The sequence below is a fragment of the Micromonospora sp. NPDC050276 genome, assembly GCF_044459545.1.
Classification (GTDB): Bacteria; Actinomycetota; Actinomycetes; order Mycobacteriales; family Micromonosporaceae; genus Micromonospora.
Window position 1 is genome coordinate 56,021 of record NZ_JBITJA010000012.1, and the last position, 20,159, is coordinate 76,179.

Here is a 20,159-nt window from a genome sequence, read left to right on the forward strand (position 1 = left end):
CGGAAGATCGGAATTCACGGGATCCGAAGTCAACGCACTGGGCCGCGCCGGACGCTGCGCGCTCGCACCCCACTGGGCACCGATCGGGGCAACCGGACGGACGTACGGCGGATCTCAGCCAACGCTCAGGCTGCGGGCCGTACCGTGTGCCGCATGACATCGCCGTCGCCGGCCGCGTGGTTCCGGCGTGCCCTGCCCACCCGCCGCCGCGCGATCGCCGCCGCGGTGGTCGTCGTGCTGTTGGCCGCCGCCGTGACCTGGGCGGTGTGGCCACAGGGTCCCGGCGTACGCACCGAGAGCGCGATGCTCACCGTCCGCTCCGGACCGTCCGGGGACCAGCCGGTGGACCTGGACACCACCCTCTACCTGCCAAACGACGCCTCGTCCGGTCGGAAGGTGCCGGCGGTGCTGCTGGCGCACGGGTTCGGCGGCACGAAGGAGTCGGTGCGTTCCGACGCGGAGGAGTTCGCCGGGCGTGGCTACGCGGTGCTCACCTGGACCGCGCGGGGCTTCGGCCGCAGCGGTGGTGAGATCCACCTGGACAACCCGGACTACGAGGTACGCGACGCCCAGCGACTGCTGGACTGGCTGGCCACCCGGCCGGAGGTGCGCACCGACGGTGCCGGCGACCCGAAGGTCGGCGTGGTCGGCGGCTCGTACGGCGGCGGCTTGGCGTTGCTGCTGGCCGCCCAGGACCGTCGGGTCGACGCGATCGTCCCCATGATCACCTGGAACGACCTGTCCCGCGCGTTCCTGCCGGAGAGCACCGGCGCAGCGCCGACCGAGGGCGTGTTCAAGAAGGGCTGGGCGGGCCTCTTCTTCGGTGGGGGCGGCAACGTGGGCTCCGGCCCGGCCGGGCTCTCCGGTGCGACCGCCGCCCAGCCGCAGGGCGCACCGGCGTCGGCCGGCCCACCCAGCCCCGGGCCGGGCGCCGGTCCCGGCACCGGCCCCGGTGGCGCGCCGGTTGGTGCCGCCGACCCGTCCTGCGGTCGCTTCGCCGCCGACGTGTGTGCCGCGTACCTCCGGATCGCCACCACCGGGCGCGCCGACCAGGCCGCCGTCGACCTGCTGCGTCGCTCCAGCCCGGCGGGCGTCCTGGATCGGATCAAGGCACCCACCCTGCTGGTGCAGGGCGAGGCGGACACGCTCTTCCCGCTCGGTGAGGCGGACGCGAACGCGCGCGGCATCGCCGCCACCGGCACCCCGGTCCGGATCGCCTGGTTCACCGGCGGGCACGACGGTGGCAGTGGACCCCGCTCGGACTCCGACCGGGTGAAGTTCCTGACCGTCCAGTGGCTCGACCACTACGTCAAGGGCGAGGGGGACGCGCCCGGCGACGACTTCACCTGGTCGCGGATCGCCGGCTTCGACGCGCTCGACCGGGGTCTGGTCGCCACCGGCTTCCGTCGCGTCGACTACCCGGGCCTGGGTGGCAACAGCCGCCGGGAGGTTTCGGTCGCGGGCCCGGCCCAGCCGATCGCGAACCCGCCGAACGGCAACCCGGCCGCCATCTCCTCGATCCCGTTCGCCGGCGGGCTCGCCGCACTGCTCGACGGGGTGGCCGGCGACGTGCCCGGCCAGCACGCCCAGTTCGAGTCGACGCCGCTGACCGAGGCGGTCGACGTGGCCGGCGCGCCCACCGTCACGCTGCGGGCCGCGTCACCGACCGGTGAGGCAGTGCTCTTCGTCAAGCTTTACGACGTCGACGCGGACGGCGCGGCAACCCTGCCCAACGGCCTGGTCGCCCCGATCCGACTCACCGGCCTGCCGCAGCGGGTGCAGGACGCCCGCCCGGTCACCGTGACGTTGCCCGGGATCGTCCGGCGGGTCGAGGCCGGGCACCGGCTGCGGCTGGTGGTGGCCACCTCCGACCAGGCGTACGCCACGCCGGCCGAGCCGACCGTCTACACGGTGGCGGCGGACGGCGCGGTCAGCCTGCCCACGGTCGACGGCGAGCCGATCCCCACCGCGGCGACGATCTGGCGCTGGGTGCTCGCCGGCCTGCTCGCCGTCATCGTGATCGGGCTCGTCGTGGTCGTCGCCCTGGTCCGCCGCCGGCACCGCCGCCAGGACCGGTCGGTGCATCCGGAGTACGCGGACACCCCGCTGGCGGTGCGCGCACTGCGCAAGGAGTACGCGGACGGCTTCGTCGCCGTGTCGAACGTGGACTTCGAGGTGCACCCGGGTCAGGTGGTGGGCCTGCTCGGGCCGAACGGGGCCGGCAAGACCACCACCCTGCGGGTGCTGATGGGGCTGACCCAGCCGACCGCCGGGGAGATCTACGTCTTCGGTCGCCGACTGGTGCCCGGTTCACCGGTGCTGTCCCGGATCGGGGCGCTGGTGGAGGGACCGGGCTTCCTGCCACACCTGTCGGGCCTGGACAACCTGAAGGCGTACTGGCGGGCCACCGGGCGGCCGTGGGAGGACGCCCAGTTCGACGCGGCACTGGAGATCGCCGGGCTGGGTGACTCCGTGCACCGGCGGATCAAGAACTACAGCCACGGGATGCGCCAGCGTCTCGCCATCGCCCAGGCCATGCTCGGCCTTCCCGAGCTGCTGGTCTTGGACGAGCCGACCGACGGGCTCGACCCGCCGCAGATCGCCGAGATGCGCCGGGTGCTCCAGCGGTACGCCACGGACGGAAGGGCGGTGCTGGTCTCCAGCCACCTGCTGGCCGAGGTGGAACAGACGTGCACGCACGCGGTGGTGGTGAACAAGGGCCGCATCGTGGCGTCCGGGCCGGTGGAGGAGATCGTGGGCGAGTCGCCGAGTGTGCTCTTCGACGTCACCGACCCGGTGGCGGCGCGGGCGGTGCTGGACCGGCTGCACGGGGTCCGCGTCCTGCCGGAGAGCGACGGGCAGTTGGTGGTCGACACCAACGGCACGGCCCGCAGCGAGGTGGTGGCGGAGCTGGTGCGCGCCGGCATCGGAGTGGATCGGGTGGTGCCCCGGCGGCGCCTGGAGGACGCGTTCCTCGCCCTGGTGGGCGAGAACTCTCGGGGAAGCGGTGACCGGTAATGGTCGTTTCTGGCGCAGGTGAGGCCGTTGGCTATCGGCCTTCGGCCACCATGCCGTTCGGGGCGGAGTTCCGTCGGCAGGCATCCCGGCGGCGGACCCAGTTGGCGCTGGGGTTCATGGTGTTGCTGCCGCTGATCATCCTGATCGCGTTCCAGTTCAACTCCGGTGGCGACGACGACAATGGCAACAACGAGTTCGCCAGCCTGGTCGACCTGGCCACGTCCGGCGGGCTCAACTTCACCCTGTTCTCGATCTTCGTGTCGGCGTCGTTCCTGCTGGTGGTGGTCGTCGCGCTGTTCTGCGGAGACACGGTGGCCAGCGAGGCGAGCTGGGGCAGCCTGCGCTACCTGCTGGCGATCCCGGTGCCCCGGGCCCGGTTGCTGACGGTGAAGCTGGTGGTCGCGCTCGCGTACTCGGGACTGGCCCTGCTGCTGTTGGCCGGCACCGCGCTGTTGGCCGGCACCCTGCGCTACGGGTGGTCGCCGCTGCGCAGCACGGTCGCCGCCGAGCTGGAACCCACCGAGGGCTTGCTCCGGCTGTTGGCCGTGCTGGGCTACCTGGCGGTCGTACTCCTGGTGGTGGCCGGGCTGGCGTTCCTGCTGTCGGTGACCACGGACGCCGCGCTCGGCGCGGTAGGTGGGGCCGTTCTGCTGTGGATCCTGTCCAGCATTTTGGACCAGATCACCGCCCTGGGCGCGCTGCGGGACTTCCTGCCCACCCATTTCAGCACCGCCTGGCTGGGGTTGCTCTCGACTCCCGTGCAGACCGATGACGTGGTGCGCGGGTGCATCTCGGCGATCAGCTACGCGACGTTGTTCTGGGGGCTGGCCTTCTGGCGCTTCACCCGCAAGGACATCACGTCCTAGCGGGTTTGCTCAGAGCCGGCTGTCGGGTGGGCTCACCGACGACGGCACCGCACTCGGTGCCGGCGGCGGGGCTGGCTGCGCCGGCGTGGACGGCTCTGCTTTCTTCCAGGCGCTGACGCCGATCCGGCCGGTGTTGCCCAGGTCGATCGGGCCGTCCGGGTCGACCTCCTCGGCGGGCTGCCCGGCAGCGGGCGCCACGGTCAGGAACTCGCCGTTGGTGGCCACCACCGTCGAGTCGGTGACCAGGTTGCGCCAGAGCACCACGGCGGTGGCCCGTTCCCCGGCGGCGAGGGTGACCTGCTGGGGTGGCTGGTCGAAACCCGAGGTGATCTCCTTTGCGCCGTTGACCACCCGCAGCATGACGGGCTCGCGCTGCTCGTCGAACACGTGCAGCACCGGGTACCCGTTGAGCTGGTAGGGCCGGTCGCCGCAGTTGACAAGTTCCAGTCCGAGGGCGCGCAGGCCCATGGCAGCGTCCCCGCCGGTCGACCGGATCCGGACGCCGGTCGCCGGGCACTCGGCCAGCGGGTCGGGGCTCGCGGACGGGCCTGCTTCCGGGCCGGACGCGGTGGGCGGTCCGGCCGGGTCGCCGGACTGGCCGCGATGGTCGCCAGGTCGGCAGGCGCCGAGCGCGAGGGCGGCCGTCACCACCGTCACCGCCGTGAACCCCTTGACCGCCGTGGACGCCGTGCTGGCCCACCGCCCTGCTGACGTCTCGCGAGAGATCATCCACCGATCCTCGCGTACGTGGACGTTCCATCGCTGGCCGGCCCCCGGGCCTTTGCGGTGGCTGCTCCGGTGCCGACTCCGTCGCTGTCGCCGGCGGGCGGACCTCATGGCGCGCCTTTGGAGCTGAATCGTTTGCGAAAGCACCGGACTGATGGCCAGTCGGGTTCGTCCTTCGGTTTATCGGTCGGGCCACCTGCCGCCCCACGTTTGGGGCAGGTCGACATGCCCTGTGGGAGGGGTGCGGGCGGCACGTCTCTCGGCTCGGCGGGCCGACTCGGCTCGTGGTGCACGGGCCGGGTGCCTTGAGGGGCTTTCGTTGACGCGCCGGTCGGGCGTGAGGTGACGTCAGGCCGGCGGGCGCTGGGTGAGGACCGCGTCCAGCAGGCCGGGGTAGAGCTTGTCCAGCTCGTCCCGGCGGAGCCGGACCAGTCGACTGGTGCCGGCCGCCCGGGTCCGGGTCAGGCCCGCCTCGCGCAGAACCCTGAGGTGGTGGCTGCGGGTTGCCTTGGAGACGCCGAAGTCGAAGCTGCCGCAGGCGGCCTCGCCGCCCTCGGCGAGCGCCCGGACGATCTGTAGTCGCACGTCGTCGGCGAGTGCGGCCAACACGCTGGTGACCGGTACGGCGGTCAGGTCGGGTTCGTGCAACTCCATGTGACCAGTGTAACCGTTGTTCGACAATAATCGAACAACACCCTATGGTCGGTGTCGTTGGTTCGACGATACTCGAACATTGGAGTTGCCGATGCGATCCCGCGCCGTCGCATACCCACTGCTCGCCGTGCTCGGCTGGGGCGTGATGTTCCCGGTCCTGGCCAGCGCGCTGAACCGGGTCGACCCGCTCAACCTGACCACGGCGCGCTACCTGCTGGCCGCCGTCGTCCTGGTCGCCATCCTGCTGCTTCGCGAGGGTGCCGGCGCGCTGCGTCACGGCGGCCGGGCGGTCGAGGTGGTGGTACTCGGCGTGGTTGGCTTCGCGGGCTTCAACCTGCTCACCAACCTGGCGCTCGAACACGCCGCTCCGCAGCAGGTCTCCCTCTTCGTGGCCACCACGCCGGTGATCACCCAGCTCGTTCGCTGGGCTCGGGACGGCGTACGCCCGAAACCGCTCCTGCTGGCCCTCTCCCTGGTAGCGCTCGTCGGGGTTGCCCTGGTTATCACGCGCGGGAGCCTGGCCGGGCTCGGCCAGTTCGGCCTCGGCGGGCTGATGATGATCGGCGCGGTGCTGGGCTGGGGCATCTACACCCACGGCGCGAGCCGGTTCGGCGAGTGGTCGCCGCTGCGCTTCACCACCCTGACCGCGCTCTCCGGCACGGCCGCCATGCTCGTCCTGAGCATCGGCGCCGACGCGGTCGGCTGGCAGCACGCGCCGGGGGCCGCCGACCTCGTGGCGGTCGCCCCGCAGCTGGCGTACGCCGTGCTGGTGGGCGCCGTGGTCGCGGTCCTGGCCTGGAACACCGGCGTGCAGCGACTCGGTGCCGCCAACGCCGCGCTGTTCATGAACCTGGTCCCGGTGACCACCTTCGCGGTGCAGATCGCCCGTGGCTACCGGCCGGTCGGGATCGAACTGGCCGGGGCGGCGCTCACCATCGCTGCCCTGGTCGCCGCCAACGTGGTGACCCGCGCGCGCACCGCCCTTGCCTACCAGGCGACCGCCGTCGCCGACCCGGTGGCGGTAGTCGACCCGGTCGCGGTGGTGAGCCGTTAGCTAGGCCGGCCGGGTCAGTTCGACGGCGACCAGACCGGCAGCGGGGCGGTTGAGGACGACTCGGAATTCGCCGACCCGGCCCTCCTCCCGCTCGGGCTGCGCGGCCTTGCCGGCGGTGATCCGGCGGTCCAGCCAAGCGTCGAGGCTGTCGCGGTCCGCAGCGGCGGCGAGGGCCCCGAGGGCGCAGTCGTCGATGAACTGTCGCCCCTCGCTGGTGAGCGGTCGACTGTCCGGGCCGCTGGCCCCGCAGTACACGCCGCGCAGCCGCTTCTCCTTGTCGATGAGCAGCGTCACCTGCCGGGTTCCGCTGGCTGGGTCGCCGGCCGCCCCACTGTGCCGGGTGGCGGAGCCGAAGTACGGATTGCTGTAGAGCCGCAGCTTCCACCGCGCTGCCAACCGCTGCATCAACGCCTGCGGGTCGACACCGGGTAGCGCGGTGTCGCCGTTGTCGAAGGGTGAGCGGGTGGGCGCCGGGTTGCCCCCGTTCAGGGAAGCGCCGGGCTGCGCGGGCGTCCCTGCGGTCGGCCCGCCGGTGTCCGGCCCGGCTGCGCCCGGGGTGCCCGGGGCGGCGGCGCTCGGTGTGGTCCGGGCCGCGTCCCGCTCCACCGGTGGGTCATCGGTCTGCCGGGTGACGACGACCACCACGGTGACGACCAGGGCCGCGACGGCGAGCACGAGGGCCAACCACCACAGCGGTCGCCTACGTCGGTGCTGCTCCGGAGAGTCGGTCGAAGGGTGCCCGGTGGCCTGGTCGATGGTCATGCGGTTGCCACCATGCTCGATCCCCGTTTCATCCGCCCCGCCGAGCCGTCGGGGTGTGCTCGATGTCTATCACGCGACATCGACACACTCAAGTCTGTCGCAGCCACCACCGGTGAGACTACCGTGACCCCAGGTTCGTCCTTACCTACACGGGGGTGTAACAGGTGCGACTACGTCTGCATGCGGTTTTTGCCGCGCTCGTCCTGATGGCGAGCGCGGGCACGGTGGTCCAGGCCACCCCGGCCCAAGCGGCCGTCAACTGCAACGGTTGGAAGTGCGACGGCCGTTGGCCCGGCGAGGAGGGTTGCCGAGCCGATCAGGTCGCGGTCAGACAGATCGCGATGGACCAACTCGGCGGTGGCCAGGCGACCATCTACCGGTCGCGGGCCTGCGGAGCCGCCTGGGCCGACTTCGATTTCACCACGGTTCCAAACTACCCCTGGCTCTTTCTGTACATCTGGGCTCAGCCCGCCTACGGGGGGAAGGGCCGGATCATCCGTAACGGCTCCGGTCAACACTCCACCCTCGTCTCCGGCACCACCAAGACCTACCGGACGGTCCTGGTCAGCTGGGACAACTCGGTGAAGCTGTGTTTCGGCGACGGTTACCAGATTCCCGGCCAGGAGTACGACCCGGACCCGGACACGAACGGTAGCGGGACGTCGGGAGCGTGTTCCACATGGCAGTGAACATGTCGATCCTGCGATCTCGCCGCCGTCCGGAGGGGAACCCCATGCATGCCTCGCGCCTGCGGGCTGTCCTGGCAACCGTGGTGCTCACCTCGAGTGTGACCATCGCGCCCCAGGCCGCGTCCGCCGTACCCACCCCATCGACCGAAACCGGCCGGCAGGCCGCCGTCACCGACCCCGCCCGCGTTCTCGGCGACGACTGGAAGTCGTCCTCCGACGTCCTGGTCACCGGATCCGGCGACACCGACGGTTTCCACCTCTACATTGCCCGGGAAAAGGACGCCTTCGCCTGGTCGCGGCTGGCCACCCTGACCGGCGGACGGACCGAGGCCGGCTCCTGGACCGGCTACGTCTGCCTGACCGGTTCCGGCCGGTACGCCGCAGTGGTCTACGCGCCGGTCATGTCCACCAACAAGCCGGCCCTGGTGAACGCCGGCGCGCTCGCGGCCGTCGTGGACGTCCGCACCGGCGCCGCTCGAAAGATCGCCGACGACGTCCAGCTCGCCTACTTCAACCCGGGCTGCGGACCGGACGACCGGATCCTGCTGACCCGAGCCATCGGCCCGGACCAGCAGCAGACCGATCTGTTGACTGTGGACGCGACCGCCAGCAAGGTCGTGAGCACCCGGCGGGTCAAGGCGCAGCTCACCAATCCGGCCCCCGGGCCGGACGGCGACTACGGCGTGATCCGTGGCGAGGTCGTCCGGGTCGCCGGGAACGGCCGGCCGACGGTTGTCGCGCGGCCGGGCGGCCAGCCCTACGGTCTGCGGGCCACGGCCGACGCCGCCCTCGATGTGGTGACGCTCAAGTCGGAGGGCGGCGTCGAGCGATCGGCCGCCTACCGACACCGGGCCGGTCGACTGACCCACCTCGGCACCTCGCCCGGGAAGCGGCTCGAACTCTTCGGCCTGTCCGAGGGGCGCAACGCGCTGGTCGGGGACGTCACCGGGATCGCCACCGGTGCCGCCCGCGACCTGCGGCTGCTGCGCAGCAGCCGACCCGCCCGGGGCGTGTCGCAGCAGGGGCACCTCGTCGTACAGGGACTGTCGGTCGAGCAGACGCGGGAGCGCATGGCGGGCCGGAAGGCGGCGGCCGGCGTCCTGCGGGTCACTGTCGAGTCGCCCGCCAGCGGCGAGACGCGGTCCGGCACGGTGCGATCCGAGCGCCGGGCCCCCGCCGACGTGGCAAGGCCGACCTTCACCGGTCCGATGGCCGCCACCCTGGCCGACCTACCACCGATCACCGACCCGGGCCAGCCGAAGTGCGTGATCGGTCGCAACGAGCTGTCCACCCAGGTTCTGCAGCCCAGCGCCAACCAGGTCGAATGGGCAGTCGACCAGGCCGCCAACGGTGTGCTGCTGAACGATCGGAGCACTCCGGGCGCCGGCGAGCCCTACAAGCCGCAGGTGATGTTCCGGAAGCCGACGAACGCCCCGAACGTGCCGGCACAGCTGATGCTGGCGATCCTCGCCCAGGAAACCAACCTGGCCCAGGCGTCGTGGCACGCCGTGCCCGGGGACGCGGGTAACCCGCTGATCTCGGACTACTACGGTCATCGGGCCCACGAGGAGGACATCCGCATCATCGACTACTCGTCGGCGGACTGCGGTTACGGCATCTCCCAGGTGACCGACGGCATGGCCCGGGGTCAGACCACCTACAACTCGTGGCAGCAGCAGGCCATCGCGATGGACTACCAGGCCAACATCGCCGCCGGCATGGCGATCCTGCAGGCGAAGTGGCTGGAGGTGGCGCGGACCGGATCCATGGTCAACAACGGCAACCCGGCCTTCATCGAGAACTGGTATCTGGCCGTGTGGGGCTACAACTCCGGCGTCTACCAGAACACCGGCGGCCCGTACGGCGTCGGCTGGTTCAACAACCCGGCCAATCCGCAGTACAAGGCGAACCGTGACCCGTTCCTTCGGGTCGACAAGGACGACGCGAGCCACCCGGCCGACTGGTCGTACCCGGAAAAGATCATGGGCTGGGCCGAGGTGCCGCAGTGGCAGTGGATCGAACCGTTCGACAAGTACCTGCCGCCGGCCTTCGGCACCGGTTCCAACAACCAGCTCCAGCTGCCCGGTCGCTACCAGTTCTGCGGGACGGTCAACTACTGCACTCCCAACGTCCTCAACGCCTGCCCGTCCGACAACTCGAACTGCTGGTGGCACGGCACGACGAGTTGGAGCGACGGGTGTGCCGCCAAGTGCGCCAAGGAGCGACTGGCGTTTCCGCTGTTCTCGTCCGAGCCACCGCTGTTGCGGGTCTACCCGACCGCCTGCACCCCGTTCAAGGCCGACATCGGCACGGTCGCCGCAGTGATCGACGACAGCAACGGAGACTCCAGCTTCAACCGGCTGGGGTGTGCGCCGCAGCCCCGGGGCGGCAAGTTCACGCTCCGCACCGGTAGCCCCTTCGGCTCGTACGCCGCCCTGTACGGCCAGGTGGACCTGCACCAGGTCGGTGCCGGCTATCTGGGGCACACCTGGTTCACCCACTCGTACGACGGTGACTCCGGGGGCAGCGAGGAGTTCAAGCGTCACCGGGTGCTCGGCACCTGGACGACGGATCTGCCGTCGGACGACTACGAGATCGTCGTACACCTGCCCTCGCACGGCGCCAATGAGCAGGTGGACTACATCATCTCGCAGGGTGACGGCGGTCCCGGTGGCTCCGACCACCAGATCATCTGCTCGATCGACCAGAACTCCGCGAACTGGGAGGACAAGTGGGTGTCGCTGGGTTGGACGTGGCTCTACCCGGGCGCCAAGGTCCAGCTCGACAACATCGTCGCGCAGGCGGATGGCACTGTTGACGTGGCGTACGACGCCATCGCCTTCGTCAACGTTCCCGGTTACGCCAACGGCCGCGACTGCGGAGACCCCTACCCGGGGAACTGACGCACCGCACGGTGGCCGGGGTGAGGCGACTCGCCCCGGCCACCGCCGCGCGTCCGGCAGGGTCCCCCGTCGTTCGTGGCGGGGCTGGTCGGACTGTTCACCACGCGGGACGCCCGTGGGCGTCCCGCGCGGTGTTGCGTAGACTCCACGGCACAACTGAATACCTCATCCAGAGGGGCTGAGGGATACGGCCCGACGACGCCCCGGCAACCACCCCGCGCGCTCACCGCTGAGCGCCCCGCGGGGCAGGTGCCAATTCCGTCCCCGCCGCACGGTGCGATGCGGGGAAAGATGAGAGGACTCTCGACATGACGTCGACGCTCGCCGCCTCCGGCATCGACACCTCCGCCAGCCCCGCCCGCGCCCTGGTCTGCCGTGCCTGTTCGGCCCGCTACCCGCTCGCCGCGCAGCACGCCTGTTACGAGTGTTTCGGCCCGCTGGAAGTCGACTACGACATCGCCGCGCTGGCCACCGTCACCCGGGAGCAGATCGAGGCCGGCCCGCAGAACATCTGGCGGTACGCCGCCCTGCTGCCCGCCGGTCAGGACCCGGCCAGCCGGGTCACCCTCGACCCGGGGCTGACCCCACTGGTGGCGGCCCCGCACCTCGCCGCCGAGTTGGGCTTCACCGCGCCGCTCTGGGTCAAGGACGACAGCGCCAACCCCACCCACTCGTTCAAGGACCGGGTCGTCTCGGTGGCGCTCACCGCCGCCAAGGCGCTCGGCTTCACCCGGTTCGCCTGCGCGTCGACCGGCAACCTGGCCAACTCGGTGGCCGCCCACGCGGCCCGCGCCGGCGTACCCTCGGTGGTCTTCATCCCCAGTGACCTGGAGCAGGGCAAGGTCATCACCACCGCCGTCTACGGCGGCGAGCTGGTCGCCATCGACGGCTCGTACGACGATGTCAACCGGCTCTGTGGCGAGTTGGTGGAGACCGACGAGTTCGAGGACACCGCGTTCGTCAACGTGAACGTCCGGCCGTACTACGCAGAGGGTTCCAAGACCCTCGGCTACGAGGTGGCCGAGCAGCTCGGCTGGCGGATCCCGGCGCAGGTGGTGATTCCGATGGCCAGCGGTGAGCTGCTCACCAAGATTGACAAGGCGTTCTCCGAGCTGGTGGAGATCGGCCTGGTCGAGGCGCCGGCCGGTGGCTGGAAGGTCTTCGGCGCCCAGTCCGCTGGCTGCAACCCGATCGCCACCGCCCTGCACGCCGAGACCGACACGATCATCCCGGTCAAGCCGACCGGCATCGCCAAGTCGCTGAACATCGGCGACCCGGCCGCCGGCCTCTACGCCCTGGAGGCGGTACGCCGTACCGGCGGTTGGATGGAGTACGTCGACGACGACGAGATCCGTGCCGGCATCCGCGATCTGGCCCATACCACCGGGGTCTTCGCCGAAACCGCGGGCGGGGTGACCGTCGCCGTGCTGCGCAAGCTGGTCGAGTCCGGTCGGCTCGACCCGGCGGCCGAGACAGTCGTGTTCAACACCGGTGAAGGACTGAAGACCATCGATGCGGTGGCCGGTCAGGTCGGGCCGACCCATCACATCAAGCCCTCGCTGCGCGCCGCCCGCGACGCCGGCCTCCTCGGCTGACCCGGGGACCGAGTGGATCAGTCGGTAACTGGGTTTTCGCTGTGAGTGTGGAAAACCCGCCCCTACGGACTTGACGGCAGGAACCGGACGGCGCAAGATGCTCCGTGCGGGAGGGCATTTCGCCGAAGACTTTTGAAGTTCTTGCGACCCAACGCCGGAGGCGTTGTGCGAGTGTCCCTCCCGACCACGTCCGATCGGGCCAGCGATTAATTCGCTGGCCCGATCGCTTTGCGGGGCGCACGCTCATCGGCATGAGCATCACGATCGCGTCGTTCGACAGCGCCGACCGAGCCGCCGTCGACGCGGCGTACCTGATCGGGGCGGCGGCCCGAGACGTCGATCTGCCGGAGCTTCCGCCCTTCTGCCGGCAACGCTTCGACGCGCTGTTCCACACGCCGATGCCCGGCACCGAGTCGCTCTGGGCGCTGGCCCGGCTGGACGGGGTGCCAGCCGGTTACCTCCAGCTCGACCTGCCACATCTCGACAACACCGATAACGCCACCGTCGAGCTGACGGTGCATCCCGAGCTGCGGCGGCGGGGCGTCGGCCGGGCCCTGCACGAGTACGGGCTGCGCCTGCTGCGGGAGCACGGCCGCAAGCGGGTGGTCGGGATGACCGTCTCCGCGCTGCCCGACGGGCCCGCCCGAAGCGTGGCGGGCGACGCGTTCGCCGCCTCGACCGGCGCCCAACCCGCCCTGGCCGAGGTGCGTCGTCGGCTCGAGATCGCCAAGATCGACCGGGTTGCGCTGCGGGCCGCGCTGGCCGAGGCCCAGCCGCGGGCCGAGGGCTACCAGTCGGTCTGCTGGCAGGGGTCCACCCCGCAGGAGTACGTGGCGGACATCGCCTACCTGGACAGCCGGCTCATCATGGACGCGCCCATGGGCGACGTGCAGTGGGAGCCGGAGCAGGTGGACGCCGAGCGCATCCGTGGCAACGACCGGGCGTTGGACGCCAGGGGCCGGCGGCGCTACCACCTCGGGATCCTGCACGAGGCGTCCGGCCGGCTGGTCGCCTGGACCCTGCTGGACGTGGGCGCGTCCGCCGACTGGCACGCGTTCCAGCAGATCACCATCGTCGACCCGGCCCACCGAGGGCGCCGCCTCGGCCTGATCGCCAAGGCCGAGAACCTGCACCACCTGCTCACCCACGAGCCGGCGGTCCGAGTGATCGACACCATGAACGCGGCCAGCAACACCTACATGGTGGCGATCAACGAGCAGCTCGGCTTCCGCCCGGTGGACTCCTGGAACAACTGGCAGCTCACCCTCTGAGCCGGGTGGTCACTCGTCCGTCCGCTCCAATCGCCCGACCAGTTCGCGGATCGCCTCGTGGAAGTCGTCGTCCGGGGTGAACCGGTGGCCCTGCACGGGTGGGGGCACGGTGTCGGTCGGTGGGATGAGGAGTCCCTTCGGGTCCCGTACCCGACGGTCGACCCGGGCGGCCGGGTCGTCGGGTCCGTCCACGAGCGGGACGAACACCGGTCCGCCCACCGCGTCGGTGTACCGCCACAGGTTGATCCACCGCCAGGCTAACCGATCGCCGACCTCGCGCAATATTTCGTCGCTGACGTACGCCGGGAAGACCCGCCGGTAGCGGTTACCGAGCGGGGTGCCGCAGGTCAGCAGGGCCACTCGCCGGCGGCAGCGGTCCGGGAGTTGAAGGACCGTCGCCGCCGCGAGCACGCTGCCGTGACTCTGCCCGGACAGCACCACCGCGTTCCCGTCGGCGGTCAACTGCCCGATCCGACGGGTCAGCTCGGGGACCGCCCGCTCGACGTAGCACGGCGGGGCGAGCGGGTGCGCGGCACGAGGCCAGAAGGTGGCCAGCTCCCAGAGCACCCCGACCAGCCGGATCGCGCCGGATCGGTAGGCGACCAGTCCCATCACGGCGAGGACCAGGGCGAACAGCCCGATCAGCAGGCCGCCCAGGTCGGTCACGAAGACCACCGGACGGGCCAGCGGTTCGCCGCCCATTCGCAGCGCGAGCGCCCCCGGGCCGGGACCGATCACCGAGAGCCCGGCCGCCGCGAGGGTGAGCAGTGCCAACATCACGTACGCGGCGGCGAGCAGCGGCCCGAGCCGATCCGCCAGCCCGGCACGCACGATCGCGTCGCGGACGGCCCGGACCCGTTCGGGGGCCGCCCGGGAGGCTTCCGGGTAGTCCCGCCGGACCAGTTCCTCGGCCCCCCGGCGGCGACGAGCATGGCCGATCCGGGGTATGAGCAGGGCCGTCACGAGCACCAGCAGCACGGCCAGGGAGAAACCGAGGGTGACCCAGCGGTAGGCGACCGGTGGCGACAGCGGCGGCGCACCGGGCGGTGGCGGCCGTGCCGGCGTCGGGCTGGAACCACGGTCCAGATACTCGGCAAGCCCGTAGGTCAGGCCCGAGTCGTAGGCGACGCCCAGCCCGATCGCGACGGTTGTCAGCACCGGCGCGCCCAGCCCGGCCAGCAGGAAGAGGGGACGGGGAAGGGAACGGCGCTGGACCACGACCACCAGGCCGAGCATCGCGAGCAGCACTACCTGCCCGGCGAACAGGCCGGCGGCGAGCGTCTCGTACCCCGGCAACATCCCCTCGGCCCTCCACGGCGGCCGTGGCACCAACGCGTACCCCAGGGTCAGTGCGGTGAGCGCAACGGCCGCCCAACGGATCGTCCGCGAACTTCGCTGGTCCTGCTTCCCGCGTCGCTCAATCGCCGGTCGGCAGAGCAGCACCAGCGCGCCGGCGAGCAGCGCGACGTCCGCGGCCAGCAGCAGCCAGCCGGGCAGGGTGGCGTCGTGCGGTGCCAGAGCCAGCAGCAGAGTGATGTTGAGCGTGCCCAGCGCCACCGCGACGTGAATCGAGCGCAGGCGGCGCAGCAGCGAGCGGGTGTCCCAGAAGGCGGGCGCGTCGAGCCGGTCCGCACCCACCCCGGGCACCTGGTCGCTGTCCTCGGGGAGCTGCCAGGTCCGGGCACCGAGCCGCCAGATCAGGGCGATCACGATGATCGGCGGTACGGCCAGCAGCGCCAGCCGCTGCCCGGGCGGCACACCCCCCAGCCAGGAGATCTCCCGCCGCCCCTCCAGACACCTTGGGTAGGCCGCGCACTGCCAGGCGATCAGGTCGAGGGACACCCCGACGGTGGTGAGGACGTACATCGCGGTCATCGTCGCGGCCAGCAGCCGGCACAGCGCCCGCGCGGCACGGCCGCCGCGACCGGTGACCGGCAGCATCCAGACCGCGATGTTGCTGAGCATGAACGGCAGGAGCAGGACCAGGGAGAACGTCCGGGTCGCGGTGCCGCCGGTCAGCCGGCTCCAGCGGTACGCCTCAAGCGTGACCCCGTCGCGGTCCGCGGGGGCACCGTAGCCGGGCCGCGGCCGGTAGAAGCCCGCGTTGTCGTCTCCCGCGACCCGCGCGACGATCGGTCGGTCGAGGATCGTCTCGGGCCCCTTGTCGGCGACCCCGTGCACCCGGATCTCGGTGATCCTCACCCGCAGCCCTCCCGTGGCCGGCTTTCCTGGCCGGAAGGCCCGCGGTTACCCGCTGCTGCCGTGGGCAACCCCGGTGCTGTCGGTCATTGGCGCTTCTGCACCCGAACCCGACTGCGGCATGATGGCGGGCATGACGGAGACCCCGCATCCCCTGTACGACAGGCACGCCGACACCCTCAACCGTGCGCTGACCGCGATCACGGAGCGGGGCTACTGGTCCGCCTACCCAGAATCTCCCAGCCCCCGCGTGTACGGCGAGACCGCCGCCGCCGACGGCAAGGCCGCCTTTGAGGCGTACCTCGGTGGAGACTTCCCGCTCGACCAGCCCGGCGCGGGCGCTCGGGTCGCCACCGAGACGAGCCCGTTCGGGGTGGAGCTGGCCGTGCGTTACCCGCACGCCAGCCCCGGCGAGTTGGTCAGCGCCGCCTCCGCCGCGCTGCCGGCGTGGCGCGATGCCGGCCCGCAGGCCCGGGTGGGCGTCTGCCTGGAGATCCTCGACCGGCTGCACAAGCACATCTTCGAGCTGGCCAACGCGGTGCAGTTCACCAGCGGGCAGGCGTTCGTGATGGCCTTCCAGGCCGGTGGCGCGCACGCGCTGGACCGGGCGCTGGAGGCGCTGGCTTACGCGTACGCCGAGATGACCCGGCACCCGGGCACGGCGGGCTGGGAGAAGGCCGCCGGCAAGGGCGACCCGCTGCGGATGACCAAGACGTTCCACGTGGTGCCGCGTGGGGTGGCGCTGGTGATCGGCTGCAACACCTTCCCGACCTGGAACTCGTACCCCGGGCTGTTCGCCTCGCTGGTCACCGGCAACCCGGTGATCGTCAAGCCGCACCCGCGCGCGGTGCTGCCGCTGGCCATCACCGTGAAGTACGCCCGGGAGGTCCTCGTCGAGGCCGGCTTCGACCCGAACCTGATCATGCTGGCCGCCGAGGCGCCCGGCGAGAAGCTCGCCAGCGACCTGGCCCTGCACCGCTCCGTCAAGATCGTCGACTTCACCGGCTCCACCGAATACGGCGACTGGTTGGAGACGCACGCCCGGCAGGCATCGGTCTACACCGAGAAGGCCGGCCTGAACACCGTCGTCATCGACTCCACCGACGACTTCGCCGGCATGTGCCGCAACCTCGGTTTCACGCTGACCCTCTACAGCGGGCAGATGTGCACCACCTCGCAGAACATCCTCATTCCCAGCGGGGGCATCGAGACCGACCAGGGGCACAAGAGCTTCGACCAGGTGGCCGGCGGGATCGCCGCAGCGGTCGGCAAGCTCACCGCGGACCCGGCCCGGGGCGTGGAGCTGACCGGCGCCATCGTCAACGGCGGGGTGCTGGAGCGGCTGGCCGAGGTCACCAAGGTCGGCGAGCCGGTGCTGGAGTCGCGGGCGGTGGCCCACCCGTCGTACGCCGACGCGGTGGTGCGTACCCCGACGATCGTGAAGCTGACCGCGGACGACGCGGAGACGTACGGCCGGGAGTGGTTCGGACCGATCTCGTTCGCGATCGCCACCGACTCGACGGCGCACAGCCTGGAACTGCTCCGCCGGACGGTCGGCGAGAAGGGCGCGCTCACCGCCGGGGTCTACTCGACGGACGAGGCGGTGCTGGACGCCGCCGAAGCGGCGGCGGTCGAGGTCGGGGTGCACCTGTCCTGCAACCTCACCGGTGGGGTCTTCGTCAACCAGTCGGCGGCGTTCTCCGACTTCCACGGCAGCGGGGCGAACGCGGCGGCCAACTCGGCGTTGACGGACGGGGCGTACGTGGCCAACCGGTTCCGGATCGTGCAGTCTCGGCGGCACGTCTGATCTGTGGTTGCGGTTGGGGTTACCCCGGGCAGCCCGCCGTGGGCACGCTGGTCGCCTCTTGGCGGTGATCAAGAGGTTTGCGTCAACATTGGTGCTTGTTCTGACGCAAACCTCTTGATCAACGGGGTCAGGTGGGGGTTGGGGTCAGGCTGGTCGGCGCATTTGTAGCTCGGTCAGGGCTGGGATGGTGGGGTGCGGGACCCGTACGCCGGTGTCTTTGAAGCCCAGGCGCTGGTAGGCGCGGTAGGCCCGGTCGTTGCCGACCACCACCTCCAGCAGCAGCTCCGGTCGGCCGCAGGCCCGCGACCAGGCGGCCACCTCATCGATCAGCTCGCCGAGCAGCCCGCTGCCCCGCCAGGTCGGCGTGACGTACACGGCGTAGATCACGGTCAGCCCGGGTTCGTTGGGGGCGGTCGTGCCCCCGGCGTGCCCGACCAGCCGGCCGCCCGGGTCGGCGACGAACTGCGCGTTGTGGGAGCCGGCTGAGGTGTACGCGACCCGGGCGGCGAACTCGTTGTGCGGTCGGGCTGCCGCGTCCGCCAGGGTCTCCAGGAAGGCCAACGGCGCGTCGGCGAGCATCTCCAGGCGAAGCGCCCGCATCCGAGCGGCGTCCGCCGGCCGGACCCGGCGGATCTCCGCGCGCCGTAGGGCGGGTGAGCCGGTGTCGGTGGTCATGCCCGCATGCCTACCACAGGGGATGGACGCCACGGGCAGCCCCGACGTGTGTCCGATTTGTGGCCGTGCGCGGCTGTCACTGCTCGTGTAGCGTGCGATTTCGGTCACCTGCTTCAATGGCGGTCATCGATCGCTGAGTCGGTGGTCCGAGGCGCCCGGCTGCGCCGTGCGCCGGGTCAGGCAACACCGCGCAGAGTGAGGGAAGTGCACCGTGGCACAGGGCACCGTGAAGTGGTTCAACGCCGAAAAGGGCTACGGCTTCATCGCCGTCGACGGCGGTCAGGACGTGTTCGTCCACTTCTCCGCGATCGAGATGGACGGTTACAAGGCGCTGGACGACGGTCAGCGGGTGGAGTTCGAGGTCGCCCAGGGTCAGAAGGGCCCGCAGGCGGAGCACGTACGCGTCATCGGCTGAGATTCCTGACCGGTCGGCCCCCGCGAGTCGGGGCTGCGGCAGAGCCGCGCAGCCGGGAAGATCGTGAACCGTTCCAGCCAATGCCGAGGAGCGTTCATGACTGACCAGCCGCCCCCGCCCACTCCGCCCTCCGGGCCGGGAGAGCCGGGCCCGTCCGACCCGTCCTCGCCCGCTGGCGGTTCCAGCCCTGCCGGCCCGCAGCCTGGCCCACCGCCTGGCCCGCCGCCCGGCTGGCAGCCAGGTCTGCCTCCGGCTGGCCCGCCGCCGGGCTGGGATCCCGCGCAGGGCACCTGGGGTGCGACCCCGCCGTCGCAGGGGTGGGTGTTCCCGCCCACCGGTGGCTACCCGCCGGGAGCGGGACCCTATGGCGGGCAGCCGTGGTATCCGGGGGCGCCGGTCGGCTGGTACCCGTCGGGTTACGGCTACGACCCGAACGACCCCCTGGTCACGCCGCCGGGCGCCGGTCTCGGTGGCTGGTTCAACCGGTGCGCGGGAGCGCTGCGCCGCGGGTGGCGGCAATTGGTACCCATCATGCTGCTCACCCAGGTGCTGCCCGCGGCGGTGCTCTCGGTGATCTCCCTCGGCGTCGACCCGTCGGCCAACTGGGCTGCCCAGGCCGAGTCGAATCCGACCGCCGCGCTGCCGGACAACTTCGCCGCCGAGTTGCTGAGTCTCCTGGTGGTGTTGGTCGGTGGCAGCCTGTTGGTCGGTTTGGTGCAGGCCGTCGGGTGGGCCGCTGGCACCTGGGTGATCTCCCAACAGGCCGCCGGTCAGCCAGCCAGCCTGGAGTCGGCGCTGCGCTACGGCCTGCGTCGGGCGCTCGGGCTGTGGGGCTGGACCCTGCTGATCAGCGTGCTCATCGGCGTCGGGTTCTGCTTCTGCGTGCTGCCCGGCATCTACCTGGCCTTCGCGCTGAGCATGGCCGGCCCGGTCTACCTCTTCGAACGCCACAACCCGATCGGTCGATCGTTCCGGATGTTCCACGACCGGCTCGGCCTGCTGCTCGGTCGAGTGGCCCTGGTGGCCCTCGCGGTGATCGTCGGCACCCTGATCCCCGCTGGTCTGGAGGGAGTGGGTACCTCCGCGCTCGGTACGGATCCGCTGGCGTCGCCGGGCACCGCCGTCGGGGCGGTGGTGGTGATCGGGATCACCGCCGTGCTGGCGCTGCCCGCCCATCTCGCCCAGATGATCGGTCTGCTGGTGACGTACACCGAGCAGCGGGCCCATGAGGCACCGGTGAACAGCGCTGGACTGGCTGCGGAACTCGGCTGAGCGGCAGCATCGTGCTTGCACTCGGCAGGGGAGAGTGCTAAACAAGTCATTGGCACTCGCATACCGTGAGTGCCAATGGTCGGGACGGTGGGGCCAGGTTGCATCGGCGTGGAGACGCCGGGGCGGCACATGGCCGGTCGTCGCGGGCTATCCGGCCCGGCCGAAGGACGTCGTCGTCGCCAGGTGGCGACGTCCCAAGGTGCGTACACCAGGCGGCCCATCCGGGGGCACACATCTCGGGTGGCCCGTGAGT

The 20,159-nt window shown here is 71.2% G+C and carries 15 protein-coding genes and 1 riboswitch; of the genes, 10 read left to right on the forward strand and 5 right to left on the reverse strand.

Annotated features, from left to right (window positions below; all coding sequences use genetic code 11):
* The first annotated feature begins 153 nt into the window (after positions 1 to 153).
* Together ACIBF8_RS24380 and ACIBF8_RS24385 are read left to right on the forward strand one after the other, a co-directional pair.
* A complete protein-coding gene (locus tag ACIBF8_RS24380; RefSeq protein WP_396785874.1) occupies positions 154 to 3,018 on the forward strand; it encodes an alpha/beta fold hydrolase in 2,865 nt (954 codons plus the stop codon).
* The gene (locus tag ACIBF8_RS24385) at positions 3,018 to 3,884 is read left to right on the forward strand and encodes an ABC transporter permease (RefSeq protein ID WP_396785876.1); all 867 of its coding nucleotides are present in this window, start codon (positions 3,018 to 3,020) and stop codon (positions 3,882 to 3,884) included. The genes ACIBF8_RS24380 and ACIBF8_RS24385 overlap by 1 nt, the downstream gene beginning before the upstream one ends.
* A 9-nt stretch (positions 3,885 to 3,893) precedes the next feature.
* Here the strand turns inward: ACIBF8_RS24385 and ACIBF8_RS24390 are convergent, their stop codons facing one another.
* A complete protein-coding gene (locus ACIBF8_RS24390; RefSeq protein ID WP_396785877.1) occupies positions 3,894 to 4,613 on the reverse strand; it encodes a DUF4232 domain-containing protein in 720 nt (239 codons plus the stop codon).
* 345 nt (positions 4,614 to 4,958) lie between these two features.
* Positions 4,959 to 5,264: an ArsR/SmtB family transcription factor gene (locus ACIBF8_RS24395; protein WP_396785878.1), complete on the reverse strand. Its 306-nt coding sequence runs from the start codon at positions 5,262 to 5,264 to the stop codon at positions 4,959 to 4,961.
* Between the two features lie 91 nt (positions 5,265 to 5,355).
* Here ACIBF8_RS24395 and ACIBF8_RS24400 point away from each other — a divergent pair, with 91 nt between their 5' ends.
* Positions 5,356 to 6,318 carry a DMT family transporter gene (locus tag ACIBF8_RS24400; protein WP_396785879.1) on the forward strand — a complete coding sequence of 321 codons (963 nt, stop codon included), beginning with the start codon at positions 5,356 to 5,358 and terminating at the stop codon, positions 6,316 to 6,318.
* Here the strand turns inward: ACIBF8_RS24400 and ACIBF8_RS24405 are convergent, their stop codons facing one another.
* The gene (locus ACIBF8_RS24405; RefSeq protein WP_396785880.1) at positions 6,319 to 7,080 is read right to left on the reverse strand and encodes a hypothetical protein; all 762 of its coding nucleotides are present in this window, start codon (positions 7,078 to 7,080) and stop codon (positions 6,319 to 6,321) included. It abuts the gene before it with no gap.
* A 164-nt stretch (positions 7,081 to 7,244) separates the two neighbouring features.
* Here ACIBF8_RS24405 and ACIBF8_RS24410 point away from each other — a divergent pair, with 164 nt between their 5' ends.
* From ACIBF8_RS24410 to ACIBF8_RS24425, 4 genes are all read left to right on the forward strand, one after another.
* The gene (locus ACIBF8_RS24410) at positions 7,245 to 7,769 is read left to right on the forward strand and encodes a hypothetical protein (protein ID WP_396785882.1); all 525 of its coding nucleotides are present in this window, start codon (positions 7,245 to 7,247) and stop codon (positions 7,767 to 7,769) included.
* Positions 7,770 to 7,813: 44 nt separating this feature from the next.
* Positions 7,814 to 10,672 carry a hypothetical protein gene (locus tag ACIBF8_RS24415; RefSeq protein WP_396785883.1) on the forward strand — a complete coding sequence of 953 codons (2,859 nt, stop codon included), beginning with the start codon at positions 7,814 to 7,816 and terminating at the stop codon, positions 10,670 to 10,672.
* Between the two features lie 162 nt (positions 10,673 to 10,834).
* Positions 10,835 to 10,970, forward strand: a riboswitch (SAM riboswitch).
* Positions 10,971 to 10,980: 10 nt separating this feature from the next.
* Positions 10,981 to 12,267: a threonine synthase gene (gene thrC / locus ACIBF8_RS24420; protein ID WP_396785885.1), complete on the forward strand. Its 1,287-nt coding sequence runs from the start codon at positions 10,981 to 10,983 to the stop codon at positions 12,265 to 12,267.
* A gap of 251 nt (positions 12,268 to 12,518) precedes the next feature.
* Complete coding sequence (locus ACIBF8_RS24425) at positions 12,519 to 13,538, forward strand: GNAT family N-acetyltransferase (RefSeq protein WP_396785886.1); 1,020 nt, start codon at positions 12,519 to 12,521, stop codon at positions 13,536 to 13,538.
* Between the two features lie 9 nt (positions 13,539 to 13,547).
* Here the strand turns inward: ACIBF8_RS24425 and ACIBF8_RS24430 are convergent, their stop codons facing one another.
* On the reverse strand, positions 13,548 to 15,740 hold the full coding sequence (locus tag ACIBF8_RS24430) for a hypothetical protein (RefSeq protein WP_396785887.1): 2,193 nt from the start codon (positions 15,738 to 15,740) through the stop codon (positions 13,548 to 13,550).
* 130 nt (positions 15,741 to 15,870) lie between these two features.
* On the opposite strand from ACIBF8_RS24430, the gene paaN reads away from it, so the two are divergent.
* A complete protein-coding gene (paaN, locus tag ACIBF8_RS24435; protein ID WP_396785888.1) occupies positions 15,871 to 17,544 on the forward strand; it encodes a phenylacetic acid degradation protein PaaN in 1,674 nt (557 codons plus the stop codon).
* Between the two features lie 144 nt (positions 17,545 to 17,688).
* Here the strand turns inward: paaN and ACIBF8_RS24440 are convergent, their stop codons facing one another.
* A complete protein-coding gene (locus tag ACIBF8_RS24440) occupies positions 17,689 to 18,219 on the reverse strand; it encodes a GNAT family N-acetyltransferase (protein WP_396785889.1) in 531 nt (176 codons plus the stop codon).
* 211 nt (positions 18,220 to 18,430) lie between these two features.
* Between ACIBF8_RS24440 and ACIBF8_RS24445 the strand changes: the two genes are divergently transcribed.
* Entirely contained in the window at positions 18,431 to 18,634 is a 204-nt protein-coding gene (locus ACIBF8_RS24445) for a cold-shock protein (RefSeq protein ID WP_196920002.1), read from the forward strand.
* Positions 18,635 to 18,730: 96 nt separating this feature from the next.
* Complete coding sequence (locus ACIBF8_RS24450) at positions 18,731 to 19,906, forward strand: hypothetical protein (protein WP_396785891.1); 1,176 nt, start codon at positions 18,731 to 18,733, stop codon at positions 19,904 to 19,906.
* Positions 19,907 to 20,159: the final 253 nt, after the last annotated feature.

What these genes read in the sequence shown, in the direction of transcription:
- ACIBF8_RS24405 (WP_396785880.1), bottom strand. Translation starts at nt 7,080, where the DNA reads ATGACCATCGACCAGGCCACCGGGCACCCTTCGACCGACTCTCCGGAG.
- ACIBF8_RS24440 (WP_396785889.1), bottom strand. Translation starts at nt 18,219, where the DNA reads ATGACCACCGACACCGGCTCACCCGCCCTACGGCGCGCGGAGATCCGC.
- ACIBF8_RS24380 (WP_396785874.1), top strand. Translation starts at nt 154, where the DNA reads ATGACATCGCCGTCGCCGGCCGCGTGGTTCCGGCGTGCCCTGCCCACC.
- ACIBF8_RS24425 (WP_396785886.1), top strand. Translation starts at nt 12,519, where the DNA reads ATGAGCATCACGATCGCGTCGTTCGACAGCGCCGACCGAGCCGCCGTC.
- ACIBF8_RS24390 (WP_396785877.1), bottom strand. Translation starts at nt 4,613, where the DNA reads ATGATCTCTCGCGAGACGTCAGCAGGGCGGTGGGCCAGCACGGCGTCC.
- ACIBF8_RS24400 (WP_396785879.1), top strand. Translation starts at nt 5,356, where the DNA reads ATGCGATCCCGCGCCGTCGCATACCCACTGCTCGCCGTGCTCGGCTGG.
- thrC (WP_396785885.1), top strand. Translation starts at nt 10,981, where the DNA reads ATGACGTCGACGCTCGCCGCCTCCGGCATCGACACCTCCGCCAGCCCC.
- paaN (WP_396785888.1), top strand. Translation starts at nt 15,871, where the DNA reads ATGACGGAGACCCCGCATCCCCTGTACGACAGGCACGCCGACACCCTC.
- ACIBF8_RS24450 (WP_396785891.1), top strand. Translation starts at nt 18,731, where the DNA reads ATGACTGACCAGCCGCCCCCGCCCACTCCGCCCTCCGGGCCGGGAGAG.
- ACIBF8_RS24395 (WP_396785878.1), bottom strand. Translation starts at nt 5,264, where the DNA reads ATGGAGTTGCACGAACCCGACCTGACCGCCGTACCGGTCACCAGCGTG.
- ACIBF8_RS24415 (WP_396785883.1), top strand. Translation starts at nt 7,814, where the DNA reads ATGCATGCCTCGCGCCTGCGGGCTGTCCTGGCAACCGTGGTGCTCACC.
- ACIBF8_RS24385 (WP_396785876.1), top strand. Translation starts at nt 3,018, where the DNA reads ATGGTCGTTTCTGGCGCAGGTGAGGCCGTTGGCTATCGGCCTTCGGCC.